We start from the raw sequence: 23,575 nt of genomic DNA, 5'->3' as shown, positions 1-23,575 counted from the left end.
CCGGAGAATAATACATTCTTTTATTTGCTCTTAATCCCGACTTAATATGAAGCCTGTTTATGCAGGCTTTATATTTTTTTCAAAAGGAATATCTCATGACTGATTTTACAGCACGCTATTTATCTGACTACCAAGTGTCAGATTTCTCAATTTCCACGGTTGATCTAACATTTGAGCTTGCCGATACGGCGACCATAGTTACGAACACAATGACAATAAAGCGTGAAAATAAAAAGGCTAAGCAATTAGTACTTGATGGTGAACAACTCAAACTTGTTTCGCTGCAAATCAATCAACAAGCTTTACCTACAAGCTTTTATCAAGTGAGTTCAACACAGTTAACTGTTGATGTTAATGCAGAAGAGTTTATGTTGACGATTGTTACTGAAATTGACCCACTCAATAATACGTCACTTGAAGGCCTGTTTAAATCGGGAGGCGCTTTTTGTACACAGTGTGAAGCCGAAGGTTTCAGACGGATCACTTATTATTTAGATCGCCCTGATGTTATGGCAACATTCTCCACTAAAATTATTGCTGATAAAAAACTATACCCTTACTTATTATCAAACGGTAATAAAACTGGTGAAGGGAATTTACCACAAGGCAAACATTTTACGTGTTGGCAAGACCCTCATCCAAAGCCTTGTTACTTATTTGCCGTTGTTGCAGGGGATTTTGATTTATTATCAGATACGTTTACGACAAACGATAAACGAGATGTTGCTCTAGAAATATTCGTTGATAAAGGTAACTTACATAAAGCTCATCATGCGATGTCATCACTTAAAAAGTCAATGCGTTGGGACGAAGAAACGTTCGGTTTAGTTTATGATCTTGATATTTACATGATTGTTGCAGTCGACTTTTTTAATATGGGTGCAATGGAAAATAAAGGCTTAAACGTTTTTAATTCCAAATTTGTTTTAGCTGATGATGAAAGTGCTACCGACACTGATTTTTTTAATATTGAAGCTGTTATTGGCCATGAATACTTTCATAACTGGACAGGCAACCGTGTTACTTGTCGTGATTGGTTTCAGTTAAGCTTAAAAGAAGGTTTAACGGTATTTCGCGATCAACAGTTTAGCGCAGACATGCATAGTGCAGCGGTAAACCGTATTAAAAATGTTAGATTGTTACGCTCTCAACAGTTCGCTGAAGATGCTGGGCCTATGGCACATCCTATTCGTCCAGAAAAAGTGTTGGAAATGAATAACTTTTATACCTTAACTGTTTATGAAAAAGGTGCTGAAGTGATCCGAATGATCCATACCTTATTAGGAAAAGATAACTTCAGAAAAGGCATAGATTTATATTTTGCTCGTTATGATGGTATGGCCGTTACTTGTGCAGACTTTATTAATGCAATGTCTGATGCTTCAGAGGTAGATCTCGCTTTATTTAAAGCTTGGTACCATCAGTCGGGCACACCTACTTTAACGGTCAAAGAAAGCTTTTTAAATGGAAAGTACCAGTTAAGTATTACGCAGAGAAGCCCTGCACAAAAAGATGGCAGTGCAGGTAAGTCGTTACATATTCCTGTTGCGATTGAACTTATTGAAAATAATAAAGTAACAAAGCGCCAGCTACTTGAGTTAACTTCTGAGCAGCAAACGTGGACTTTTGACCATTTTTCTGAAAAACCTGTAGTAGCGATCTTAGCTGATTTTTCTGCGCCAGTGAAATTGAGTTTTAACCAAACAGATAAAGAGCTGGCAACCATTATGGCTTTTGCTGATGACGAGTTTTGTCGTTGGGACGCGGGTCAGCAATTAATGTTGAATTACATTAAAGCATTAGTGAATGACGATACTTTTGTTTTACCTAAGAGCTTATTAATTACCTATCAAGCTATTTTTGATGCAAGCACTGACAATGCATTTAAAGCTGAGCAGTTGTCCTTACCTAGTTTTGATGAAGTTGTTGCTGAAATTACACAGGTAGATCCCATAAAAGTAGTCAATGCAATTTCAGCCGTGAAATTATTTTTAGTTAAAGGCTTAACGGCAAGTTTTGAAAAAGCATTCACTGATAACAAAAGCTCACAGTATGTATATGGTGGCAATGAAGTGGGTAAAAGAGCATTAAAAAATGTTTGCTTGTCTTATTTATCGCTACTCAATGAACCACAAAAAAATGTGGGGTTACAATTTAACTCATCAGATAATATGACAGATACTTTGGCTGCTTTGGTATGTTCAGCTAAAAATAACTTAGTCGACTTTGATGAGCAATTACAAAATTTTGAGAAAAAGTGGCACAATACACCATTAGTTATGGATAAGTGGTTCAGTATTGCTGCCCAGCAATGTGATACTGATATTTTTAGTTCACTTGATACTTTACTCGTTCACCCCTTATTCAGTTTAAAAAATCCAAACCGAGCACGTTCATTACTCGGTAACTTTAGCGCAAATAATCCTCGTTACTTTCATTGTAGAACAGGACAAGGTTATCAGTTTCTGGCGAAACAAGTCGCGTTGATGAATGAAATAAATCCACAAGTTGCCTCAAGGTTAATAACGCCACTTATTCAATTTAAAGCTTTTGATTTACCGAGACAGCAATTAATGCGAGCAGAACTAGAAAAATTGACTAAGCTTAAAAAATTATCAAAAGACTTAAAAGAAAAGCTTGATGCTGCCTTAGCTGGCTAATTGCTTTATGAAATATTACTTTTTAATCAATATGACTTCTGCTGAGTTTTATCCCTATTATGAAGGTAAAGCTCAGCACATGGTTGTTACAACAACTGAAGGTCTGCGAGTGCAATTTCCAGCAATGCACATGAGAAAATATTTATTATCTAATGGAATTAAAGGCTGTTTTTGTATGGAAACTAAAAATAATAAATTTTTGTCTTTAACTAAAATCACATAGTTAGAGTATTAGCTTTAAACAGTGGTCGGACCATCTAGTGTGTTTGAAGCTATCTAGTCAGTTTCGCTGTAACACTTAATACAAGTCACTACTTGTTGAAAACTATATGAAGAATTTTTTGTTTTAAACGGTTGTTTTAAACAAGAGTGTGTGATTAGGCTTTTATTGATTAGAAGTCATTAAAACATAGGGTCTTATCAATTTTTTTTAGCTCTTGCGCCATTGATAAAATGATGCAATTATTGTTTTAGACCACTTATTTCAAATAGTAAGTAGCGATGATAAAAATAAAATATAATTTACACGCTCTGGGGAGAGAATAAATGAAATATAGCCCTCGCAACAGGTTTTACAAGAAGCCTTTGGCTGCAAGTATAACCGCTGCACTTGTTTGTTTAGCGACAGTAAACCACGTACAGGCAGAGAATTTTACATTAGGTAACTTTGATGTAAGTTTTGATTCAACATTTAGTTACGGCCAAAGTTGGCGTGTAGAAGACCGCAATTGGAACGATAACGTCGGAAAATCAAATAATCCTAATAATGGTTTTGATTTCAGTAGTTACCATCCATCATTAAATCCAACGCCTGATACTGGGACTGTATGGAACGGACAGGGTGGTTACTCAACAAATGGTGATAACGCTAACCTCAATTATAATTCAGGCGAAAGCTTTTCTCAGATAATCAAGGGTTCACATGACCTTGAAGTTCGTTATGAAAATTTTGGATTGTTTGTTCGTGGTATGTACTTCTATGACTTAGAAATGAGTGACAGTGACCGAGCATGGGCTAATCCTTTGTCAGGGGTAACTAACGATCCTTGTCGTGACGGTGAAGCGAGTGATCAATTATGTAGTGACGTAAGGTTGCTTGATGCCTTCGTTTATGGTGATTTTTATGTTGGCGATATGCCGCTTTCAATTCGCGTAGGTCAGCAAGTTATTAGCTGGGGAGAAAGTACTTTAATTTCTCATGGTATCAGTGAGCTAAACCCTGTTGATATTGCACGTCTTCGTGCGCCTGGTTCAGAATTAAAAGAAGCTTTTATTCCTTTTGGCGCTGTTTGGGCATCATTAGGTATATCTGAAAATTTCAATATTGAAGCTTTTTATCAGTACAACTGGGAAAAAACGGTATTACCAGCGCCTGGTAGTTACTTCTCAACCAATGACTTTGCTGGTGATGGCGGTCAATATAATAATGTTCAATTAGGCTTCGCTAGTAACCCAGATCTCGATTTAGATTACCTTATTTCAGGTCTTAATACCCTCAGTGGAGCAATTGCTGCAGGTGCTGTTCCTCCTGCAAGTATTGGTGGTGCTTATTTAGGCGCCTTTCCAACCAAAGTGACACTACGTCAAGATGATGCTGAGAATGAGCCTGAAGATGGCGGTCAATACGGTTTACGTTTATCGTGGTTTTTACCCGATTTCAATGATACCGAAATTAGCCTCTACCACATGAATTACCACAGCCGTCGTCCAATATTTGCAGGTGTTACTGCAGACTTCAGTGACGCGGCAATTGGTGACGATATTGGTATGTTACTTTCAGGTCCTATTACTGAAGACAACTACACTAATTTAAAAGCTTTCTCACGAGTTGAGCTTGACTACGTTGAAGATATTAAAGTTTACGCAATGAGTTTTAATACGGTGTTAGGTACTACCTCAGTAGCGGGTGAAGTAACTTTCCGTCAAGACGAACCATTACAAATCGATGATGTTGAGTTGTTGTTTGCAGCTATGCCACAACAATTAGCGAATGACCAAGGTCGTAGCGAACTTGATGGCATTTCTCAAATGCCAGTATTCCAAGGGGGAGAGCACGCAGATGGTTTTGTCTTATCTGATACACTTCAAGCACAAACAACGCTAACTCACCTTTGGGGTCCTTCATTTGGTGCAAGTCAATTAACAACATTACTTGAAGTGGGCGGCATTAATATTCAAGATATGCCTGACCAAGATGTATTACGACTGAATGGTCCTGGTACTGCACGTAATGGTGGTATTGCAGGTAAAGAAGGCTTAGAGTTGGCTGTGCAAGACGGTGTCGAAACTAACCCATTTCCAGATGCATTTGCTTGGGGGTACCGCGCAATTGTCAAGTTAGACTTTAATAACGTGGTTGCAGGTATTAACGTTTCACCACGTATGGTTTTTTCACATGATGTGAAAGGGACGACACCAGATCCATTATTCCTCTTCGTTGAAGAACGAAAGTCAGTAGCTTTAGGCATCAACTTTAATTATCAAAGCCGCTGGTCAGCAGATATAAGCTATAACGGCTTTTGGGATGGCGTAGGAACAACCAATAAAATGGAAGACCGCGATTACATTTCATTCAGTATTAAATATTCAATATAAGGCTAAGTTAATGAGCAATATTATAAAAAATTCACTTAAAAAATTAACATTAGCCTCAGTTGCAGTAAGTTTGGCTATTGTGTCAACGGCAACTCTCGCTAAAGTTTCACCGACAGAAGTCGCTAAGTTAAGTAAAGAATTAACGCCAATTGGCGCGGTTCGTGCTGGCAATAAAGACGGTTCTATTCCTTCATGGAGCGGTGGTATTACTTCGGTTCCTGCTGGATATACCGTGGGTGACCATCACATCGATCCATTTTCCACAGATAAAGTAAAATATACGATTACTGCGGCTAATGTTGCAGAACACAAAGCAATGTTAACACCGGGCCAGGTAAAGCTTTTTGAAACTTACCCTGATACTTATAAAATGAATGTCTATCAATCAAGGCGTTCAGCTTCTTATCCTGAACATGTCTATCAAGCAAGTATTGATAACGCCGGGCGTACAGAATTAGTTGAGGGTGGTAACGGCATTGAGAATGCAGCTGTTGGTATTCCATTTCCTGTACCAAAAGATGGTCTTGAAGCTATTTGGAACCATATTTTACGTTACCGTGGTGAATCTCTTTCACGTGAAGGCGGTCAAGCCGCACCAACAGCTTCAGGTGATTACACTTATTTAGGTTTTGATGACCAGTTAATAATCCCTTACGGTGTTAAAGGAGCTTCAGCTGAGAAACTTAAAGAAACTAATATTTTGTTTAAGTTTAAGCAAAAAGTTACTGAGCCTGCACGTTTAGCGGGTACCGCATTATTAGTTCATGAAACAATGAACCAAATACAAACACCTCGCCAAGCTTGGACATATAACACGGGTCAACGTCGTGTTCGCCGTGCACCTAATGTTGCCTATGACACGCCAGGTACAGCGTCTGATGGTTTGCGTACCACTGATGATTTCGATATGTTTAATGGTGCGCCAAATCGCTATAACTGGACACTAAAAGGGAAACAAGAGTTGTTGATCCCTTACAATGACTATCGTTTACATAGTGACAAATTAAAATATGCTGATATTTTACAGCCAGGTCATATTAACCCCGAGCATGTTCGTTATGAAAAACATCGTGTGTGGGTTGTCGAAGCTAACTTAAAATCAGATACACGTCATACTTACAAAAAACGTGTTTTCTTTATTGACGAAGATAGCTGGCAAATAGCGGTTACCGATATTTACGACAACCGTGATGAGCTGTACCGTGTTGGTGTTGCACATGGTTTGAATTATTACGAGGTTCCGACGCAATGGTCTACACTTGAAGTATTTCATGATTTACAGTCTCGTCGCTATATAGCAATGGGCTTAGATAATGAAGCTAAAATGTATGACTTTTCTGCAGAGTTAGAAGATATTTCATTTACTTCTTCTGCATTACGACGTGAGGGGCGCAGATAGCATTTAGCGCCTAAAACTTATAACGGCTGGCGAATGTCAGCCGTTATACATTATGAAATATGATGATTTCACAATTTCATCGACGATGAAACAACAGAAAAACCTTAATTTTTAACCAATGAGTACCTTCTCTTATGCAACGTTTGTTGGCTTTCCTTTTTAGCACCTTATTTTTCCTTAGCGCTTCTTCACAGCAATTACCTGCTATGCAAGCACCTCTAGCCAGTAAATCACTTATGCTTGATATTTTCAAAATCAATGATAAGCAGATTGTTGCTGTAGGTGAACGTGGCCATATTCTACTTTCAGATGATGCAGTAACTTGGCATCAAGCTAACGTACCTGTTCGCACCACATTAACCGCTGTCTATTTTGTTGATGAAAAGCACGGTTGGGCTGTTGGACATGATGCGACAATATTATTTTCCAGTGATGGCGGAGAGAATTGGGAAATACAGCAACACCTCCCAGAGAAAGAAAAACCATTACTTGATATAATATTTAAAGATAAAAATCAGGGGATTGCTATAGGTGCATACGGGCAATTATACCGTACTACTGATGGCGGTCTAACTTGGAATTTTGAATTTCACGGCGAATTTTTATTTCCTGAAGATTTAGAGTATCTAGAAGATCTTAAGGAACACGATAAAGAAGCTTATTTAGATGAGCAAGGCAGTATTCTTGCGCATTTCAACAGTATTTTTAAAGATGGCCTTATCCTTTATATGGTTGGCGAAGTCGGGCTGATTGCCAAAAGTGATGATTTTGCACAAATATGGCAACCACAGGATAAAATTTATCAAGGGTCATTTAATGATATTGCTCGTACTCAACAGGGTAATTTATTAGTGGTTGGTTTGCGTGGTAACGTTTTTCGCCGTTTGGAAAGTGGCTCACCCTGGCAGCAGATCCCTACGGGAACGAATGCTTTACTAAACTCAATCCTTCTTGGTGATAACGGTAGCATTTATGTTTTAGGTAATAATGGCGTTATTTTAAAGAGCGATGATGACGGAATGAGTTTTTCTTTAAATATTCAAGCTGACGGCAAAGCCCTTATTAGTGGTATTTGGTTTAATAACCAGCTTGTGATAGTTTCTGAAGTGGGTATTAAAGTCATTCCGCTGATGAAGTTAAAGTAAAGTAAAAAAATTGTTGTTATTACCGTCAATCCAAATGAAGTAAATTAAATGAAAATTGAATCCCTTATTAATGTTATTGAAGCCACGATGTTCCGCAAAAGAGTTCTTGTGCTTCTGGCTTTCGTACTCGCGAGTATTTTTCTTGTTTTTCAAGCAAGTCAAATAAAGCTTGATGCAGCTTTTGAAAAGCATATTCCCCTTAATCATACTTACATGAAAACCTATTTAAAATACCGTGAAAACTTTGGAGGTGCCAATAATGTTCTAATCTCTGTCTGTGATAAAGAAGGAGATATATTTAATGAACCTTTTTTTGGTGCTTTAAAAGGTGTTCATGATCAATTATTTTTTATCCCTGGTGTTGATCGTATTCAAGTAAAATCACTGTATTCACCGAGTACACGTTTTGTTGAAATAGTTGAAGATGGATTTGCCGGAGGTCCAGTGATCCCCGCTAATTTTCAGCCTGACTCGCAAGGTTTAGCCATTGTTAAGTCAAATATCGAAAAAGCAGGCATTGTTGGCAGTATTGTTGCTGACGATTACAGTTGTGCCATGGTAAAAGCTTCATTAATGGACACTGACCCACAAACGGGTGAACGATTGGATACACTCGTTATTGCTGAGCAACTTGAACAGCAAATTAGAGGACAATTTGAAAAAGATAATATCAGCATTCATATCATTGGTTTTAGTAAAATGGTGGGCGATGTTGCAGAAGGCGCAAAAGGAGTTGTTGCTTTTTTTGCTATTGCTATTGTCATCACCACTTTGATGGTTTTCTGGTTCTGTCGCTCTATTAAACTGACTCTTTTACCTATTGCATGTTCTCTTGTTGCCGTTGTATGGCAGTTAGGTATGTTATCAACACTGGGTTTTGGCTTAGATCCAATGTCTATTCTGGTGCCATTCTTAGTGTTTGCCATTGGTGTTAGCCATGGTGTACAAATGATTAACTCGGTTTCAAAACAGGTCACAAAAGGGGCAACCTCTAAAGAAGCTGCTCAAATGAGTTTTCGTTTATTATTGATCCCAGGCGGCGTTGCTTTGCTTTCTGACACAGTAGGTTTCTTAACGCTGCTTTCAATTGATATTGGTATTATTCGCGAACTGGCCATTACTGCATCTTTAGGTGTGGCGATGATTATTTTGACTAATCTAATTTTATTGCCGTTACTTGTCTCTTTTATTCATGTACCTAAAGTCGAGCCAATAACGCAAGACAAGAATAAAGTCACCATTTGGGATGTAATGTCTTCATTTGCCACTAAACGTATTGCAACAATAATCCTTGTTATTACCGCTATTTTATATGTGGCTGGCTATTATTATTCTCAAGACATGAAAATTGGAGAATTGCATGCGGGAGCGCCATCATTACACGAAAATTCGCGCTACAACCAAGATACTTTCTTAATTACTGACCGTTATGCTATTAGTGTTGATTATATGTCAGTCATCGTAGAAAGCCCTGCCGATTCGTGTACGTATCATGAGACAATGAATTTAATTGATGATTTTCAGTGGCAGATGGAAAACACGGTTGGTGTTCAATCGGCAATTAGCTTAGCGTCAGTCGCTAAAATTGTTAATGCTGGTTATAATGAAGGTAATGCTAAGTGGCGTGTTTTATCACGTAACCAACAAACCTTAGTGCAATCTATCGCGCGGATACCGTCATCAAGTGGTTTATTAAATAACGACTGCAGTGTTATGCCCGTTATCTTGTTTTTAGAAGACCACAAAGCTGAAACCATTAATCGCGTCGTTGATAAAGTTAAAGTTGTGGCCAAGTCATTGTCTACAGATGAAGTCAAGTTTAAACTCGCATCCGGACCTGTAGGTGTGATGGCCGCGACAAATGAAGCGGTTGCCGAAGCACAAACACCAATGATGCTCTATGTTTATGGAGCGGTTACTTTACTGTGTTTTATTAGTTTTAGAAGTATTCGTGCCACGATTGTTGTTATCGTGCCACTTTACGTCGTGTCAACGTTAGCGCAATGGTTAATGACCGCACTTGATATTGGCTTAACGGTTTCTACTTTACCGGTTATTGCTTTAGGTGTAGGTATTGGTGTTGATTATGGTATTTATATTCTGTCAACAATGAGTATAAAGTTACGTGAAGGCTATCAAGTTCAAGAAGCTTATTTATTAGCGTTAAAAGAACGAGGCAGTGCAGTTTTGATCACGGGCGTTACATTAGCTATTGGTGTGTCAACGTGGTTTTGGTCTGATTTGAAATTTCAAGTTGATATGGGAATATTATTAACGTTCATGTTTTTGGTGAATATGATTGCTGCAGTGCTGGTCTTACCAGCTATAGCCGCTTTTTTATGGCCTAATAAAAAATAAATTTAAATCGTTATTCTTGAATAAATAAACAAGAAAATGGCCGTAAGGTCATTTTCTATTTATAACAAGTGAATAAACACTTACTCTCAGTAATTTAGATCCTTCCTTCGAAACAATCATTCTCAAAAAATAGTAAAATATTCCTCGCAATAGCCTAAAATTCTTAATAAAATCGTACATATAGTCTATTCTTTTAGACAATAATAAAAATTTATAAAATAAATAATACAAATTACACATTAATTGTTGTTGATATCAGATTTTGAAGCAATTAGTACAACAGCGTTTTATCCAAAAAGGAAAACGGCATGACGTTAGTAGACGGTTTACCCTCAGTGATACTTTCGAACGTAGCACAGTTAATTCAGCAAAAAGTACCCGCTAAAACGGCTCCGCTTGTCGAGCAGTTTGCAGACCTCCTTTATAGTAATATTTCCACGCTTGACTTAGAATATCGCAACGATAGTGATATGTATGGCGCAACGTTAAGTTTATGGAATTCGTTAAATGACCACCAAGACAATAACCCAGTGGTTAACGTTTTTAATCCTCAAGTTTCAAAGCATGGTTGGAAATCAAGTCATACAATCATTGAAGTTATTATTAAAGATATGCCTTTTCTCGTCGATTCTTTACGAATTGCGCTCAACCGTTTAGGTTTATCCCCACATTTAATGTTAAACAGTCCAATAAATATTATACGTGACAAGAATAACCAAATTACCCAGTTTGCTGCCGCTGCTAATAAGTCATTAAAATCATCATCTGTTGAATCTGTCTTTTTTATTGAAGTCGATCGCCAAACGGATCAAAAAGTACTAGATAAAATTGCCAAAGAAATTCATTCAGTTGTTGATGATATCGCGATAACCGTTGATGATTGGCAAGCGATGCGAACACGTTTAGGCGAATTGATCACTGAAACCACTGAAGCAAAATTACCTTGTTCAATTAATGAACATGATGACGCACTAGAATTTTTAAAATGGATGCTAAACGATAACTTCACCTTGTTAGGCTACCGTTCATATGATGTAAAAACCTTAACGGGTGACAAAGCATTATCTGCCAATGTTGAATCAAGTTTAGGACTAATGAAGCGCTCTGATGGAACCGTTGAACGTCTAATTTCAACTTTATCAAGCTCAGCTCGTGAACTCGCATTAGGTGTTAACCCTTTAATTTTAACCAAGACCAACTCTCGTTCGCGCGTTCATCGTCCTGCTCACCTTGATTATATTGGGGTAAAGCGTTTTGATGATAAAGGTAATGTTATTGGTGAAGAGCGCTTTGTCGGCTTATTTGGTTCTGCGTATTACACTAATAGTGCTTTGGATTTACCGTTAATAAAATCAAAAGTGACTAACGTTTGTGAAAGCTCTGGTTTTGCTCGTGGTACACATGCTTACAAAGCCTTAATTAATATTTTAGAAACGTATCCACGTGATGAAATATTACAAAGTAGCACTGTCGAGTTATTGAAAAATGTTTTAGGCATTTTTCAAATGCAAGAACGAGATTACTCTGGGTTATTTGTGCGTCGTGATGCCTTTGATCGTTTTTATTCTTGTATGGTTTATGTGCCAAGAGAGCGTTACAACACGGAACTTCGTGTTAATACTCAAAAATTATTGAAAGAAGCATTTGGTAGCGATCAAGAAGTAGAGTTTACCACTTACTTTTCTGAATCAGCACAAGCACGTACTCATTATATTGTACGTGTTAAATCAACTAAAGCAGATATCAACGTGAAACAAATTGAAAAGAATTTAAATGAAGCGGCAAGAAGCTGGGATGACAAACTCGCAGCATCGCTTAACTCTCACAAAGGAGAGGCAAAAGGGAAAACATTAAGTCGTAAATATTGCAGTTTTCCGCAATCATACAAAGACGAAGTTTTACCAGGCACAGCCATCGTTGATATTGAAAAGCTTGAGTCAATATCTGCTGAAAACCCACTTGAAATGCTATTTTATCAACCCCAAGAGGAAAGTGCAGATAGCCGTCACGTAAAATTAAAATTATTTCATACTGGCGACCCAATCCACTTATCCGATATTTTACCTATTCTCGAAAACTTTGGTTTGCGTGTTATTGGTGAAAGCCCTTATTTAGTAAAAACCTCAAGTGGCGAAGCTTGTTGGATTTTAGACTTCTCGATGTTGCTTACCGGTCAAGGTAAGTTCACTCTTGAAATAGTACAAAACCTCTTCCAAGACGCCTTTGCTAAAGTTTGGGCGGGTGATTTAGAAGATGATGGTTTTAACCGTTTAATTTTGGGCGCCGAACTCGGTGGTCGTGAAGTCTCAATTATACGTGCTTATGCTCGATACGAGCGCCAAATTGGTGGTACTTTTAGTCAAAGTTATATTGAAGATACCTTTGCTCGCTACCCCAATATTGCTGAATTACTGATAAAATTCTTTAATTTCCGTTTTGATCCCACCACAAAAATTTCAGAGAAAGCGTTAAACAAAGTCAGTGCTGATATTGAAAAATCTCTCGATAATGTGGCGAATTTAGATGATGACCGTATTATCCGCCGTTTTGTTGAAATGATCAGTGCGACTATTCGTACGAATTATTTTCAACCTCATGCGGTCACCGGTGAAAAATCTTATATCTCATTTAAGATTTTACCCCGCCAAATTAGTGATGTTCCGCTACCAATACCTGAATTTGAAATCTTTGTTTATTCACCACAACTTGAAGGTGTTCATTTACGTGGTGGTAAAGTCGCTCGTGGTGGTTTGCGTTGGTCAGACAGACAAGAAGATTTCCGTACAGAGGTTTTAGGCTTAGTAAAAGCACAACAAGTTAAAAATACTGTCATTGTGCCTGTTGGTGCTAAAGGTGGTTTTGTTTGTAAGCAATTGCCAGTAAATGGTAGTCGTCAAGAAATATTTGAAGCGGGTAAAGAATGTTACCGTACTTTTATTCGTGGTTTGTTAGATATAACTGACAACATTATTGATGGCATCGTTGTTCCACCTCTTAATGTTGTTCGTCTCGATGAAGATGACCCTTACCTAGTGGTTGCAGCAGATAAAGGAACGGCAACGTTCTCAGATACCGCTAACGCAATTTCTGACGAATACAACTTCTGGATGGGTGATGCGTTTGCTTCTGGTGGTAGCGTTGGTTACGATCATAAAGCGATGGGGATTACGGCGAAAGGCGCTTGGGAATCTGTTAAACGTCATTTCCGTGAGATGGACATTGATTGTCAGTCTACTGATTTTACCTGTATCGCTATTGGTGATATGGCGGGTGATGTATTTGGTAATGGCATGTTATTGTCAAAGCATATTCGTCTACAAGCTGCCTTTAACCACATGAATATCTTCATTGACCCAAATCCAGATGCAGCAAGCTCTTATGTAGAGCGTGAACGTTTATTTAACACTCCAGGTTGTACTTGGGAAGACTATAACAAAGCCTTAATTTCTGAAGGTGGTGCGATTTTCAGCCGCCATGTTAAATCTATTAAACTAACACCGCAAATCAAGAAAATGCTGGGTACGCAAAAGCAAAGTATGTCGCCGCTTGATTTAATGCAAGCCATTTTAAAAATGAAAGTCGATTTATTATGGAATGGTGGTATCGGTACGTACGTTAAAAGCTCTAAAGAGTCGCATCTTGATGTTGGCGATAGAGCGAATGATTCATTGCGTATTAATGGCAACGAATTACAAGCAAAAGTTGTCGGTGAAGGCGGTAACTTAGGCTTTACACAACTAGGGCGTGTTGAGTTTGGTCTACGTGGCGGAAGAATTAATACCGATGCGGTTGATAATGCAGGTGGTGTCGATTGTTCTGATAATGAAGTAAACATTAAGATACTCTTAAACAGTTTAGTTCAAAACGGTGATTTAACCGTTAAACAACGTAATAAGCTACTTTATGATATGACCGATGATGTTGGTGAAATTGTTATTGAAGATTGTTACCGTCAAACACATTCATTGTCAATTACGGCAATGCGTGGTGTTAAACAATTAAAAGAACAAGAACGCTTCATTCATGGTTTAGAAAAAGCAGGGAAATTAGATCGTGCTTTAGAGTTTATTCCAACTGATGACGAAATTTCTGAACGTCTATCTAAAGGTCAAGGTTTCACCCGTCCTGAACTTTCTGTACTACTTGCCTATGGTAAAATGGTCTTAAAAGAAGATTTGGTTTGTCCTGGAATTACTGATAATCCATACCACGACCGTTTATTACTTGAAGCTTTTCCTCCTCAGTTACAAGTTAAATATCAAGACCAAATGCAGCTACATCCTCTGCGTGCTGAAATTATTGCGACTAAGTTGGCTAATAATATTGGCAACGACATGGGCTTTAACTTTGTTAATCGTATGCATGAAGAAACAGGTGCAACAATCGCTGAAATAGCTAACTGTTATGTTATGGCGAGTGAGGTTTTTGAATTATCTACGATTTGGAACGAAATAACGAAATTAGATAATAAAATTTCAACGTCTATTCAAACTGAAATGCTATTCCAAATGCGCCGCACAATAAGACGCGCTACTCGTTGGTTCTTACGTCATCGTAATAAAGCATTAGGTATTGCTGAAACGATTGAGTTTTACCGACCTACCTTTATAAATTTAGCCAGTAATTTAGATCAATTACTTGTTAAGGCTGAAGTCGAGCAATTAAAGCGTGTTGAAACAGATCTTGTTACAACAGGCGTTCCTGAAAATATTGCGAGACGCATATCACAGCTAAGCTCATTATTCCCTGTGATGGACATTGCTGATATTTCAGTAGCCGATGGGCGCTCTATCGAACTTGTTGCTCATTTGTACTTCAAATTAGGTGTGCGTTTACATTTACATTGGTTCTTAGACCAGATCACGGGTCAGCCGGTAGCGAATAATTGGCAAGCACTTGCTCGGGCTTCATTCAGAGAAGAACTCGATTGGCAGCAGCGCTCATTAGCTCAAGTGGTATTACGATGTAACTGTAGTGCTGAAGAGCCTGAGATTGAAGTATTACTTGACCAATGGATCGAGACAAATGCTCAGCCTCTTGAACGTTGGCACCAAATTTTAGCTGACTTTAGAATCGGTCGAACTCACGAGTTCGCTAAATTCTCTGTTGCGTTAAGAGAGCTTATGCTTTTAAGTTTAAACTGTGATCCAACAAAATAAATGAAGTGTAATAATCGAACTTTAACGAGATTGATTTAACTGATAAAATCCCTACTATTAAGTGGGGATTTTTTTAAGAGGCAATATGTTTTATTCCGCAATACGCAAAGTATTATTCAAGTTTGATCCTGAAACTATTCACGAGATGACTATTAAAGGTTTTAAAGCGACAGGTTCTTCGCCGCTAAACCTCTTGTATAAACAAAATATTACTGATAAACCCGTAGAAGCGATGGGCATTGTTTTTCCTAATCCAGTAGGCTTAGCAGCAGGTTTAGATAAAAATGGTGAATGTATTAACGCTTTTGCCGCTATGGGGTTTGGTTTTGTAGAAATTGGCACTGTTACGCCTAAACCGCAACCGGGTAATCCAAAGCCTCGTATTTTCCGTTTACCATCGGCTAACGCGGTAATAAATCGTATGGGCTTTAACAATAAAGGTGTTGACTACTTAATTGACCAAGTGCGAAAAGCAAACTTTACCGGTGTGCTTGGTATTAATATTGGTAAAAATAAAGATACGCCTGATGAGCATGCAAAAGACGATTATCTTATTTGTATGCGTAAGGTTTATAACTACGCCACCTACATTACGATTAATATTTCATCCCCCAACACCCCCGGCTTACGTTCATTACAATACGGTGATGCATTGAATGAATTACTAGCTGCGCTTAAAGCTGAACAGAAAGTACTGGCAGACCAACACAGCAAATATGTACCATTAGCTGTTAAAATAGCGCCTGATTTAACTCAAGAAGAAATTGAATCGATTGCTGACTGTTTGATTCGAAATAATATAGACGGTGTTATTGCCACAAACACCACACTTTCTCGTGAAGGTGTTGAAGGTCTTGAGCATGGTGAAGAGCAGGGCGGCTTAAGTGGTAAACCGGTAAAAGACAAAAGTACCGAAGTTATTCGTTTATTGGCAATAGCGTTAGACAATAACTTACCTATTATTGGTGTTGGCGGTATATCAAGTGGCCGTGATGCTCAAGAAAAAATGACTGCCGGAGCTAAATTAGTACAAGTTTATACGGGTTTTATTTATCAAGGCCCTGAACTTATTAAAGATATTGTAGATACACTTTAAGAGTAACTTCAACTTATTTTCTTAGAGGTTATAACGCTATTTCTTAGACTTGATTAAATTGGAAATAGCGTAAGCTGCTTGGCAATTAAATTGATAACTTTATGCAGTTTAGTTTCAATATAACGAGGCAATAATTTATTTTGTTGTTCGAGTAATATTAACTCGGCAGGTGTTATCGCGATAAAACAATTTATTTTTGGTGTTTCTTTTTGATAGACACTAAAAACATCATCAGCGAAGTGGTTAATGTCGCCTTGATGATCTTTTTTTATTTCACACTGAAAAACCTCGTTAGTTTCTAAATAAAGATTGATCAACAAAATATTATTCTCATCACCATACCAATTTGCTGTTAGTGTTTGAAAATTAAACTGTGCTTCAAGCTTATTAGAGACTGATTTTATTTGCTTAAATTTTGCCATTAAATCGTTGCTGGGCATAATAGCGATAGGTAGCTTTTCTGTCATAGTATTAGGGTTAGTTTAAATATTAATATTTAAACATTACCAATATTAATTAATAACATAAAGCATAACGAATTATTTTTATTACATTTATCTCAATTGTTTATGTTCGTTGTGATAATAAAGCGTAACTCTTCCTAATGCTTAACCTTGGTTTTTATGTTTTTTTAGTATAACCAGTGTTATTGGCTCAATTGGCTGGTTTACCACAACAAATTTTAAAAATGCAGTCTATGTTAAAGCCTTAGGGCAAATAGAGTTCTTTATGACTTTATTCTTAACCTATTGAATTTTTAAATAACGTATTAATGTCTAGGCATGTTTTTAATTGTTGCCAGTGTGGTTATTATATTACTTTGGGCGTAGTGGCTAGACACAGTTTTTGCTACACTCGCTGAAAATTATTATTGTATTAAATAAAGTGGATTTAAAATGAAAATTGCAAACAAAACGGTTGTTCAGTTTCACTACACGTTAAAAGATGAAGCGGGTAATCAAATAGAGTCATCATACGCTAGTGATCCTTTAGCCTATCTTCATGGTTATAACAATATGTTAGTGGGTGTTGAAAATGCCTTAGCTGATAAAGAAATGGGTGATAAATTTTCAGTAACGTTACAACCTGCAGATACTTACGGAGAGCGCAAAGAAGATATGATTCAACGTGTACCTTCAAAGCACTTACAAGATGGACAAGGCACAACTAAATGGAAAGCAGGCATGACTGCAACTGTTGAAACTGAGCAAGGTCAACGTCAAGTGACTGTTGTTAAAACCGGTAAATTTATGGTGACTGTTGATATTAATCCACCACTTGCGGGTATGGTATTAACCTTTGATTTAGACGTTGTTGATGTTCGCGTTGCGACTGATGAAGAAATTGAACATGGTCACGCACACGGCGCTGGTGGTCATCACCACTAATTTTTTCGTTGCACTATTATTTATTTGAACATTAAAAGGGTCAGTTTTGCTGATCTTTTTTATGTCACTGACTGTTTCACAATATTGCGTCAGGCAGTAAAGTTAGCTACCAATTTTACTGATTGAAAGTACGGTTATTTCAAGGCTTGATTGAGCTTGCCATAAAATATTTAAATCATAGAGTATCATCCCATAGATTTTAGTGTCTTCTTGTTGTTTCTTATACGCAGGCCGGGGATCTTGAGCTAACACTTGTTCTATAAAAAGTGATAAATCAGCATACACTTGCTGATACTTTCTAGCCTCTTCTTGTGCTTGCTTAGAAAATTTTATTGATAACGCTTGAAAAGGTTGCTGCTGTGCAAAGCCTGCTTGCGCACCACTGATGCTGTCAGAGTAGGGAATATAAGGTTTAATATCAATAACGGGTGTTTGGTCAAGAAAGTCCAAACCCGCAATATTGATGATTAATTGTTTATTTTTTTGTTCAATATTCTCTAATTTTACGACCGACATACCAATGGGGTTTGGTCTAAAAGTAGAGCGAGTTGCTAATACTCCCAATTTTTTATTTCCCCCTAAACGTGGAGGTCTAACGAGCGGTTTCCAACCTTGTTGCGCTGTAGCATGAAAGATAAATAATACCCACAGGTGACTAAATTGTTCAATGCCACGTACCAATTCTTCGTTGTTGGCATTATCAATTAAAGAAATTGATCCCTTCGCTGCACTCACTAACCCTGGTTGGCGAGGAATGGCGAATTTTTCTTTGTAAGGAGAGTTAACTCGACCAATATAATTAAAAGTAATCTGGCTACTTGGCTGCTCTTGCATTATTGAATACTGCTCGCCTGCTCAATTTGATAAGCCTTACCATAGCAAACAACTGTTTCAATACATTGCTTATCTGCTTGGTTGTCATTTATTAATGCACAACCCGTAAAGATTATTGCATTGGCATGTTGTTTAAAGGCTTGTCTGCGTGCCTGAGTTTTTGCCATTACTTTGTCTGGTGCTGCATGATGAATTTTTGTTTGACAGTCTTGACCTTCAACCATGCCTATAAGTTTATACTTACCGAGTAACTCGCTCTCATCTTTAATAACGTTGACTTGTGTGTGACTAAAGTAAGTTTGAAAGTTTTCTTTATCCAAATTGGTTGAAACCGTATATTGAGAAGAGCATGCCGATAATGTTATTGAGGCTGCAATAAGCATTAGCCTTAACATATTTGTGTTTTTTTTGTACTTATTATCTGTATTCATATCTAGGGACTACTTCTTTATAATTACTTTTATAGGGGCTTTATTGCTTATCCAATAATCAAATAATTTATTGATAATATTACTTTGCTGCTTCATGTTGATCCAATTACGCATAAATAGCTCAAAAGCTTGATCATTATGATTAATTGGAAATGCCATTGATATAGGTGCTAGCAAAGGTTTAGGCACAATAACGGTATATTCAGGGTGTAATAATGTCCAAGCAGAGGCGGCAGCAGCACCAAATAACATACCGTCAATATGTTGATACTTTTCTTTAAAGAATAACCTTGGCGTCGAAATTTTCCACGCCTTATTGTGAATAAAATTACGCTCTACGGCGGTTTGATAAAAGAAAGTTTCAGGGATGCCGATAATCAAGTCTTCATTTGCAATGATATTTGACCATTGTTTGAATTCTACGCGCCGTTTGTCTTTAACAATAAAGGCTAACGACTGCTGAGAATAAGGTACCGTAAGCGTAAATTTAGTCATATTGTCAGGGATCACAGGTATACCTGTCGTTATATCTAAATAGCCTGATTGTAGGAGTGCTTCAGCTTGGTGATGAAAAATCTTAACAAATTCTACATTCACCCCTAGATCAATAGCGAGTTGGTTCATTATTTCAATATCAAAACCAACTAATTTACCGTTATTGTTATGAAAAGCGTAAGGTAAGTCATCCCTAAAATAGCCTACACGGATAAATCCACGTTGTTGAATTCTTTTTAACACCGAAGAAAACGAAGCATCGCTTTTTAACCGTTCTGGGCTTTTTTCAAGGTAAGTACTTTCAACATGACCAAATAAAAAATCGCGTTCAATAAACTTTGTATAACCTTCATATTGGTGGGTAATTGAGTCAAAACTGAAACGTAATGAGATAAAAGCAATCACTGAAATAAGTGGGATTATCGCTAAATTACGCAAGAGGACACGCCACTTTATTGTAAAGCGTTTCACCATGGCTGTGGCGATTAATAAAGGTAAACAGCTAGAAAATACTACTGAGAAAACAGCACTTAATCGAGCTCCAATGAGGTTTTCGGAGACTAAGTAAAAATCGAACATGGCGCCCGATACATTAAATAATTCCAGCAAGTTATGCATAGCCAAGGTGGTGCTACCAAACAACTGCGGCAAACCAGCGATAATCAAATTGATATGATCAGAAAAAGAAATATAGGCACCAGAGAACCAAGCGGCAAATAGCACGAAAAGTAAAGCGAGTAGTTTGCCACCCACCGGTAAACTAAAAGAGATAGGGACTATTATTTCAGATATTTTCTCAAGTTCGTTTTCATGGGGATACTTCTGTTTGAGTAATTTTTTCGTATTCTCAACGATAATAGGCAGTACTGAAAAGAAACTGCCTGTAGCAAAAGCAGTGATCATAGGCTCTCGCGATACCAGAATTATCTCTCGATAGCCAAAGGGTGTGATTGTTGCAACAATGGCAGGAAAAACCACAAAACAAAGCAGTATAACCAAGACAATAGCACTCAGCATGTAGACAACTAAGCCATCGAGTTGACTCGCATCAAGGGTAACCGTCGCACGCCAACCGATACAAAAAATACCCAGTGGTGCAAATTTCATTATAAAGCTATTAATATTCGCAGTGGCTTGTTGTAAGTTGGTCAGTAGTAATAAGGTTTGTCTTTTAGACTTTATTTGCATTAAGCCAAGGCCCATACAAATACTAAAGAAAACTACCGCAGGAATTAACGTATTCGCAAGGGCATTAAAAGGGTTTGCTGAAATGAATAAATCAACCAAGCTAAATTCAGGTATCGTTTTTACAGTATTAATAGAGTAGAACTCAGCCTGCTGCCATTGAGGAAAAGATAATGGTGTGCCAAAGATAAAAAATAGCACAACAACTATCATCATCAAAATAATGAATAAACTTTGTTTAGAGACTTTTTTAGCTCTGCTTGGAGAAAGTCCTCCGATGCCAACAATAAGTGAAAGCACAATATAAGGAAGCACTGTCATTTGCAGGGAAGTGACAAATGCATTGGCAGTATTATTAATGACTGAATATTCTACTGAAAAGAAATAACCTAACAGCAAGCCCAAAACCATCGCTAAGATTATCTGTACTAATAAAGGCGGTTTACCAAACAACATATAAAATATTGAAATCCTATTTTTTACCATAATATCGATTATAACGAACTATTTATAAATTATTTATAAAAATAACAAAGTGATGCAATTATATTATGGTGTCATGTTATCGAATAATGTTAGAAATAATGGCAATGATTTTATAAAAAAGGCAGTGAATTTTCACTGCCTTTAATTAACGAAAAGTAAACTTATTTTTATTTTACCCGCATACCTGGTTGTGCGCCGTCATCAGGGCTTAATATCCACAAGTCTTTGCCACCAGGTCCTGCGGCGAGTACCATGCCCTCAGACATACCAAAGCGCATTTTTCTTGGCGCTAAATTAGCCACCATAACGGTATGCTTACCAATTAAATCTTCTGGTTGGTATGCTGATTTTATACCGGCAAATACCTGACGTGTTTCACCACCTTCTTCTTTTGAATCAAGTGCTAGGGTCAAGCGTAATAATTTATCCGCTTTTTCTACATGCTCAGCGTTAATTATTTTTACGATACGTAAATCAATTTTAGCAAAATCGTCAAATTGAATCTCTTCACTGATCGGATCACAACCTAAAGGGTCATTAAGAGCTGCAGTGTTATCAACCACTTTTGCTGCTTTAACTTTTTTAGCTGGTTTCTCAGCCTCCTCTTTCACGAGTAAGTTTTCTTTGGAGGCATTTGTTACCGCGTTAACTTTGTCCATATCAACACGCTGTAGCAAGGCTTTAAATTTATTTATTTTATGACCTGTTAATAAGGTTTTATGGCCTTCCCAGGTTAGCTCATCATTTAAAAATGTTGCTGTACTGTCTGCTAATACCGGTAACACAGGTTTTAAATAAATCATTAATGTGCGGAACATGTTGATACCGAGTGAACAAATATCTTGTACTTCTTGTTGTTTAGTTTCGTCTTTTACTAATTGCCATGGTTCTTTTATGGCAATATATTCATTAACGTTGTCTGCTAAAGCCATTATTTCACGCATACCACGAGCAAAATCACGTGCTTCATAGTGAGCGGCAATAGAGTCGCCTGCAGCCATGACTTCATCAGCAAGTTCAGGGTTGTCGATATTAATAGATAGCATACCGTCAAAACGTTTAGTGATGAAACTTGCACAACGAGAAGCAATGTTAACCACTTTACCGACTAAATCTGAATTTACTCGTTGCGCAAAATCTTCAAGATTTAAATCTAAATCATCAATTTTATGTGTCAACTTAGCGGCATAGTAATATCGTAAGTATTCAGGATTCAAATGTTCTAAGTAGGTACGGCCTTTGATAAAAGTACCTTTAGATTTAGACATTTTTGCGCCATTAACGGTAACAAAACCGTGCGCATGAATCGCGGTAGGCTTTCTAAAACCTGCACCTTCAAGCATAGCTGGCCAGAATAAACTGTGGAAATAAATAATGTCTTTACCAATAAAATGATAAAGCTCAGCGTCTGAATCTAACTGCCAAAAATCATCAAAGTTAATACCTTTTTTATCACATAAATTTTTGAAACTGCCCATGTAACCAATAGGAGCGTCTAACCACACATAAAAGTATTTGCCCGGCGCGTTAGGTATTTCAAAGCCAAAATAAGGGGCGTCGCGGCTGATATCCCATTGTTGTAAACCTGACTCAAACCATTCAGCTAACTTGTTAGCCATTTCATCTTGCAATGCGCCACTGCGTGTCCAGTCTTCTAACATTTCACCAAAAGCAGGCAAATCAAAAAAGTAATGTTCAGAATCTTTGAAAACAGGCGTGGCACCAGACACGACAGAACGTGGGTTCAATACTTCTGTTGTAGAGTATGTTGCACCACATTCATCACAGCTGTCACCATTTTGATCTTCTGCTTTACACTTCGGGCATGTTCCTTTTACGAAACGATCAGGTAAAAACATGCCTTTTTCTGGATCGTAAAGCTGAGAAATAACTCTGGTTTTGATATGCCCTTTAGCATGTAAACGATTATAAATTTCGTGTGCAAAGGCTTCATTCTCAGGACTATGAGTTGAATGATAATTGTCGAAACTGATATGGAAATCAGCAAAGTCAGCCATATGTTCATCACGCACACCGTTGATCATATCTTCTGGTGTTACACCTAATTCTTGTGCTTTAAGCATAATAGGTGTTCCGTGGGCATCATCGGCACAAACAAAATAAGTTTCATGACCACGCATACGTTGAAAACGTACCCAAATATCGGTCTGAATATGTTCAAGTAAATGACCTAAATGAATAGACCCATTGGCATAAGGAAGAGCGCAGGTTACGAGAATCTTACGTTTATTTTTAACGAGTGATGATGACTGAGTTAACGACATATAAAGTTTACATTTATTGGTGGTAATTATGTTGGGAATGGTACAGAATTTGTCACTAC

The 23,575-nt window shown here is 37.5% G+C and carries 14 protein-coding genes; 9 read left to right on the top strand and 5 right to left on the bottom strand.

Going from position 1 to position 23,575, the window contains the following annotated elements:
- Positions 1 to 95 precede the first annotated feature (95 nt).
- The 8 genes from pepN to pyrD all read left to right on the top strand — a co-directional run bounded on the left by pepN (position 96) and on the right by pyrD (position 16,412).
- A complete protein-coding gene (gene pepN, locus H4J73_RS03695) occupies positions 96 to 2,660 on the top strand; it encodes an aminopeptidase N (RefSeq protein ID WP_182179856.1) in 2,565 nt (854 codons plus the stop codon).
- A gap of 7 nt (positions 2,661 to 2,667) precedes the next feature.
- Positions 2,668 to 2,883, top strand: a complete 216-nt coding sequence (locus H4J73_RS03690; RefSeq protein ID WP_182179858.1) for a DUF2835 family protein — start codon at positions 2,668 to 2,670, stop codon at positions 2,881 to 2,883.
- A gap of 323 nt (positions 2,884 to 3,206) precedes the next feature.
- Complete coding sequence (locus tag H4J73_RS03685) at positions 3,207 to 5,255, top strand: DUF1302 domain-containing protein (protein ID WP_182179860.1); 2,049 nt, start codon at positions 3,207 to 3,209, stop codon at positions 5,253 to 5,255.
- A 10-nt stretch (positions 5,256 to 5,265) separates the two neighbouring features.
- Positions 5,266 to 6,654, top strand: a complete 1,389-nt coding sequence (locus H4J73_RS03680; RefSeq protein ID WP_182179862.1) for a DUF1329 domain-containing protein — start codon at positions 5,266 to 5,268, stop codon at positions 6,652 to 6,654.
- A gap of 134 nt (positions 6,655 to 6,788) precedes the next feature.
- Positions 6,789 to 7,799: a YCF48-related protein gene (locus H4J73_RS03675; RefSeq protein ID WP_182223241.1), complete on the top strand. Its 1,011-nt coding sequence runs from the start codon at positions 6,789 to 6,791 to the stop codon at positions 7,797 to 7,799.
- A gap of 48 nt (positions 7,800 to 7,847) precedes the next feature.
- On the top strand, positions 7,848 to 10,157 hold the full coding sequence (locus H4J73_RS03670) for an RND family transporter (protein WP_182223242.1): 2,310 nt from the start codon (positions 7,848 to 7,850) through the stop codon (positions 10,155 to 10,157).
- Between the two features lie 308 nt (positions 10,158 to 10,465).
- Positions 10,466 to 15,316 carry an NAD-glutamate dehydrogenase gene (locus tag H4J73_RS03665; RefSeq protein WP_182179868.1) on the top strand — a complete coding sequence of 1,617 codons (4,851 nt, stop codon included), beginning with the start codon at positions 10,466 to 10,468 and terminating at the stop codon, positions 15,314 to 15,316.
- Between the two features lie 85 nt (positions 15,317 to 15,401).
- A complete protein-coding gene (gene pyrD / locus H4J73_RS03660) occupies positions 15,402 to 16,412 on the top strand; it encodes a quinone-dependent dihydroorotate dehydrogenase (RefSeq protein ID WP_182179870.1) in 1,011 nt (336 codons plus the stop codon).
- Positions 16,413 to 16,465: 53 nt separating this feature from the next.
- On the opposite strand, the gene H4J73_RS03655 is transcribed toward pyrD, so the two are convergent.
- On the bottom strand, positions 16,466 to 16,879 hold the full coding sequence (locus H4J73_RS03655; protein WP_182179872.1) for a hypothetical protein: 414 nt from the start codon (positions 16,877 to 16,879) through the stop codon (positions 16,466 to 16,468).
- Between the two features lie 429 nt (positions 16,880 to 17,308).
- Between H4J73_RS03655 and H4J73_RS03650 the strand changes: the two genes are divergently transcribed.
- Positions 17,309 to 17,800 (top strand): peptidylprolyl isomerase, encoded by a 492-nt coding sequence (locus tag H4J73_RS03650; protein WP_182179874.1) that lies wholly within the window; start codon positions 17,309 to 17,311, stop codon positions 17,798 to 17,800.
- Between the two features lie 102 nt (positions 17,801 to 17,902).
- Here H4J73_RS03650 and tsaA read toward each other — a convergent pair whose 3' ends face one another.
- From tsaA to metG, 4 genes are all read right to left on the bottom strand, one after another.
- Positions 17,903 to 18,634, bottom strand: a complete 732-nt coding sequence (tsaA, locus tag H4J73_RS03645; protein ID WP_182179876.1) for a tRNA (N6-threonylcarbamoyladenosine(37)-N6)-methyltransferase TrmO — start codon at positions 18,632 to 18,634, stop codon at positions 17,903 to 17,905.
- A complete protein-coding gene (rcsF, locus tag H4J73_RS03640) occupies positions 18,634 to 19,065 on the bottom strand; it encodes an Rcs stress response system protein RcsF (protein ID WP_182179878.1) in 432 nt (143 codons plus the stop codon). Before rcsF ends, tsaA begins: the two co-directional genes overlap by 1 nt.
- A gap of 9 nt (positions 19,066 to 19,074) precedes the next feature.
- Complete coding sequence (locus tag H4J73_RS03635; RefSeq protein WP_182223243.1) at positions 19,075 to 21,201, bottom strand: cation:dicarboxylate symporter family transporter; 2,127 nt, start codon at positions 21,199 to 21,201, stop codon at positions 19,075 to 19,077.
- A gap of 197 nt (positions 21,202 to 21,398) precedes the next feature.
- Positions 21,399 to 23,516 carry a methionine--tRNA ligase gene (gene metG / locus H4J73_RS03630; protein WP_182180022.1) on the bottom strand — a complete coding sequence of 706 codons (2,118 nt, stop codon included), beginning with the start codon at positions 23,514 to 23,516 and terminating at the stop codon, positions 21,399 to 21,401.
- Positions 23,517 to 23,575: the final 59 nt, after the last annotated feature.

Origin of the sequence: Colwellia sp. MB3u-41 (genome assembly GCF_014076845.1) — a bacterium.
Taxonomy (GTDB): domain Bacteria; phylum Pseudomonadota; class Gammaproteobacteria; order Enterobacterales; family Alteromonadaceae; genus Colwellia_A.
Note: the sequence above shows the minus strand (reverse complement) of the source record. Positions and strands in the feature narration are given on the sequence as shown.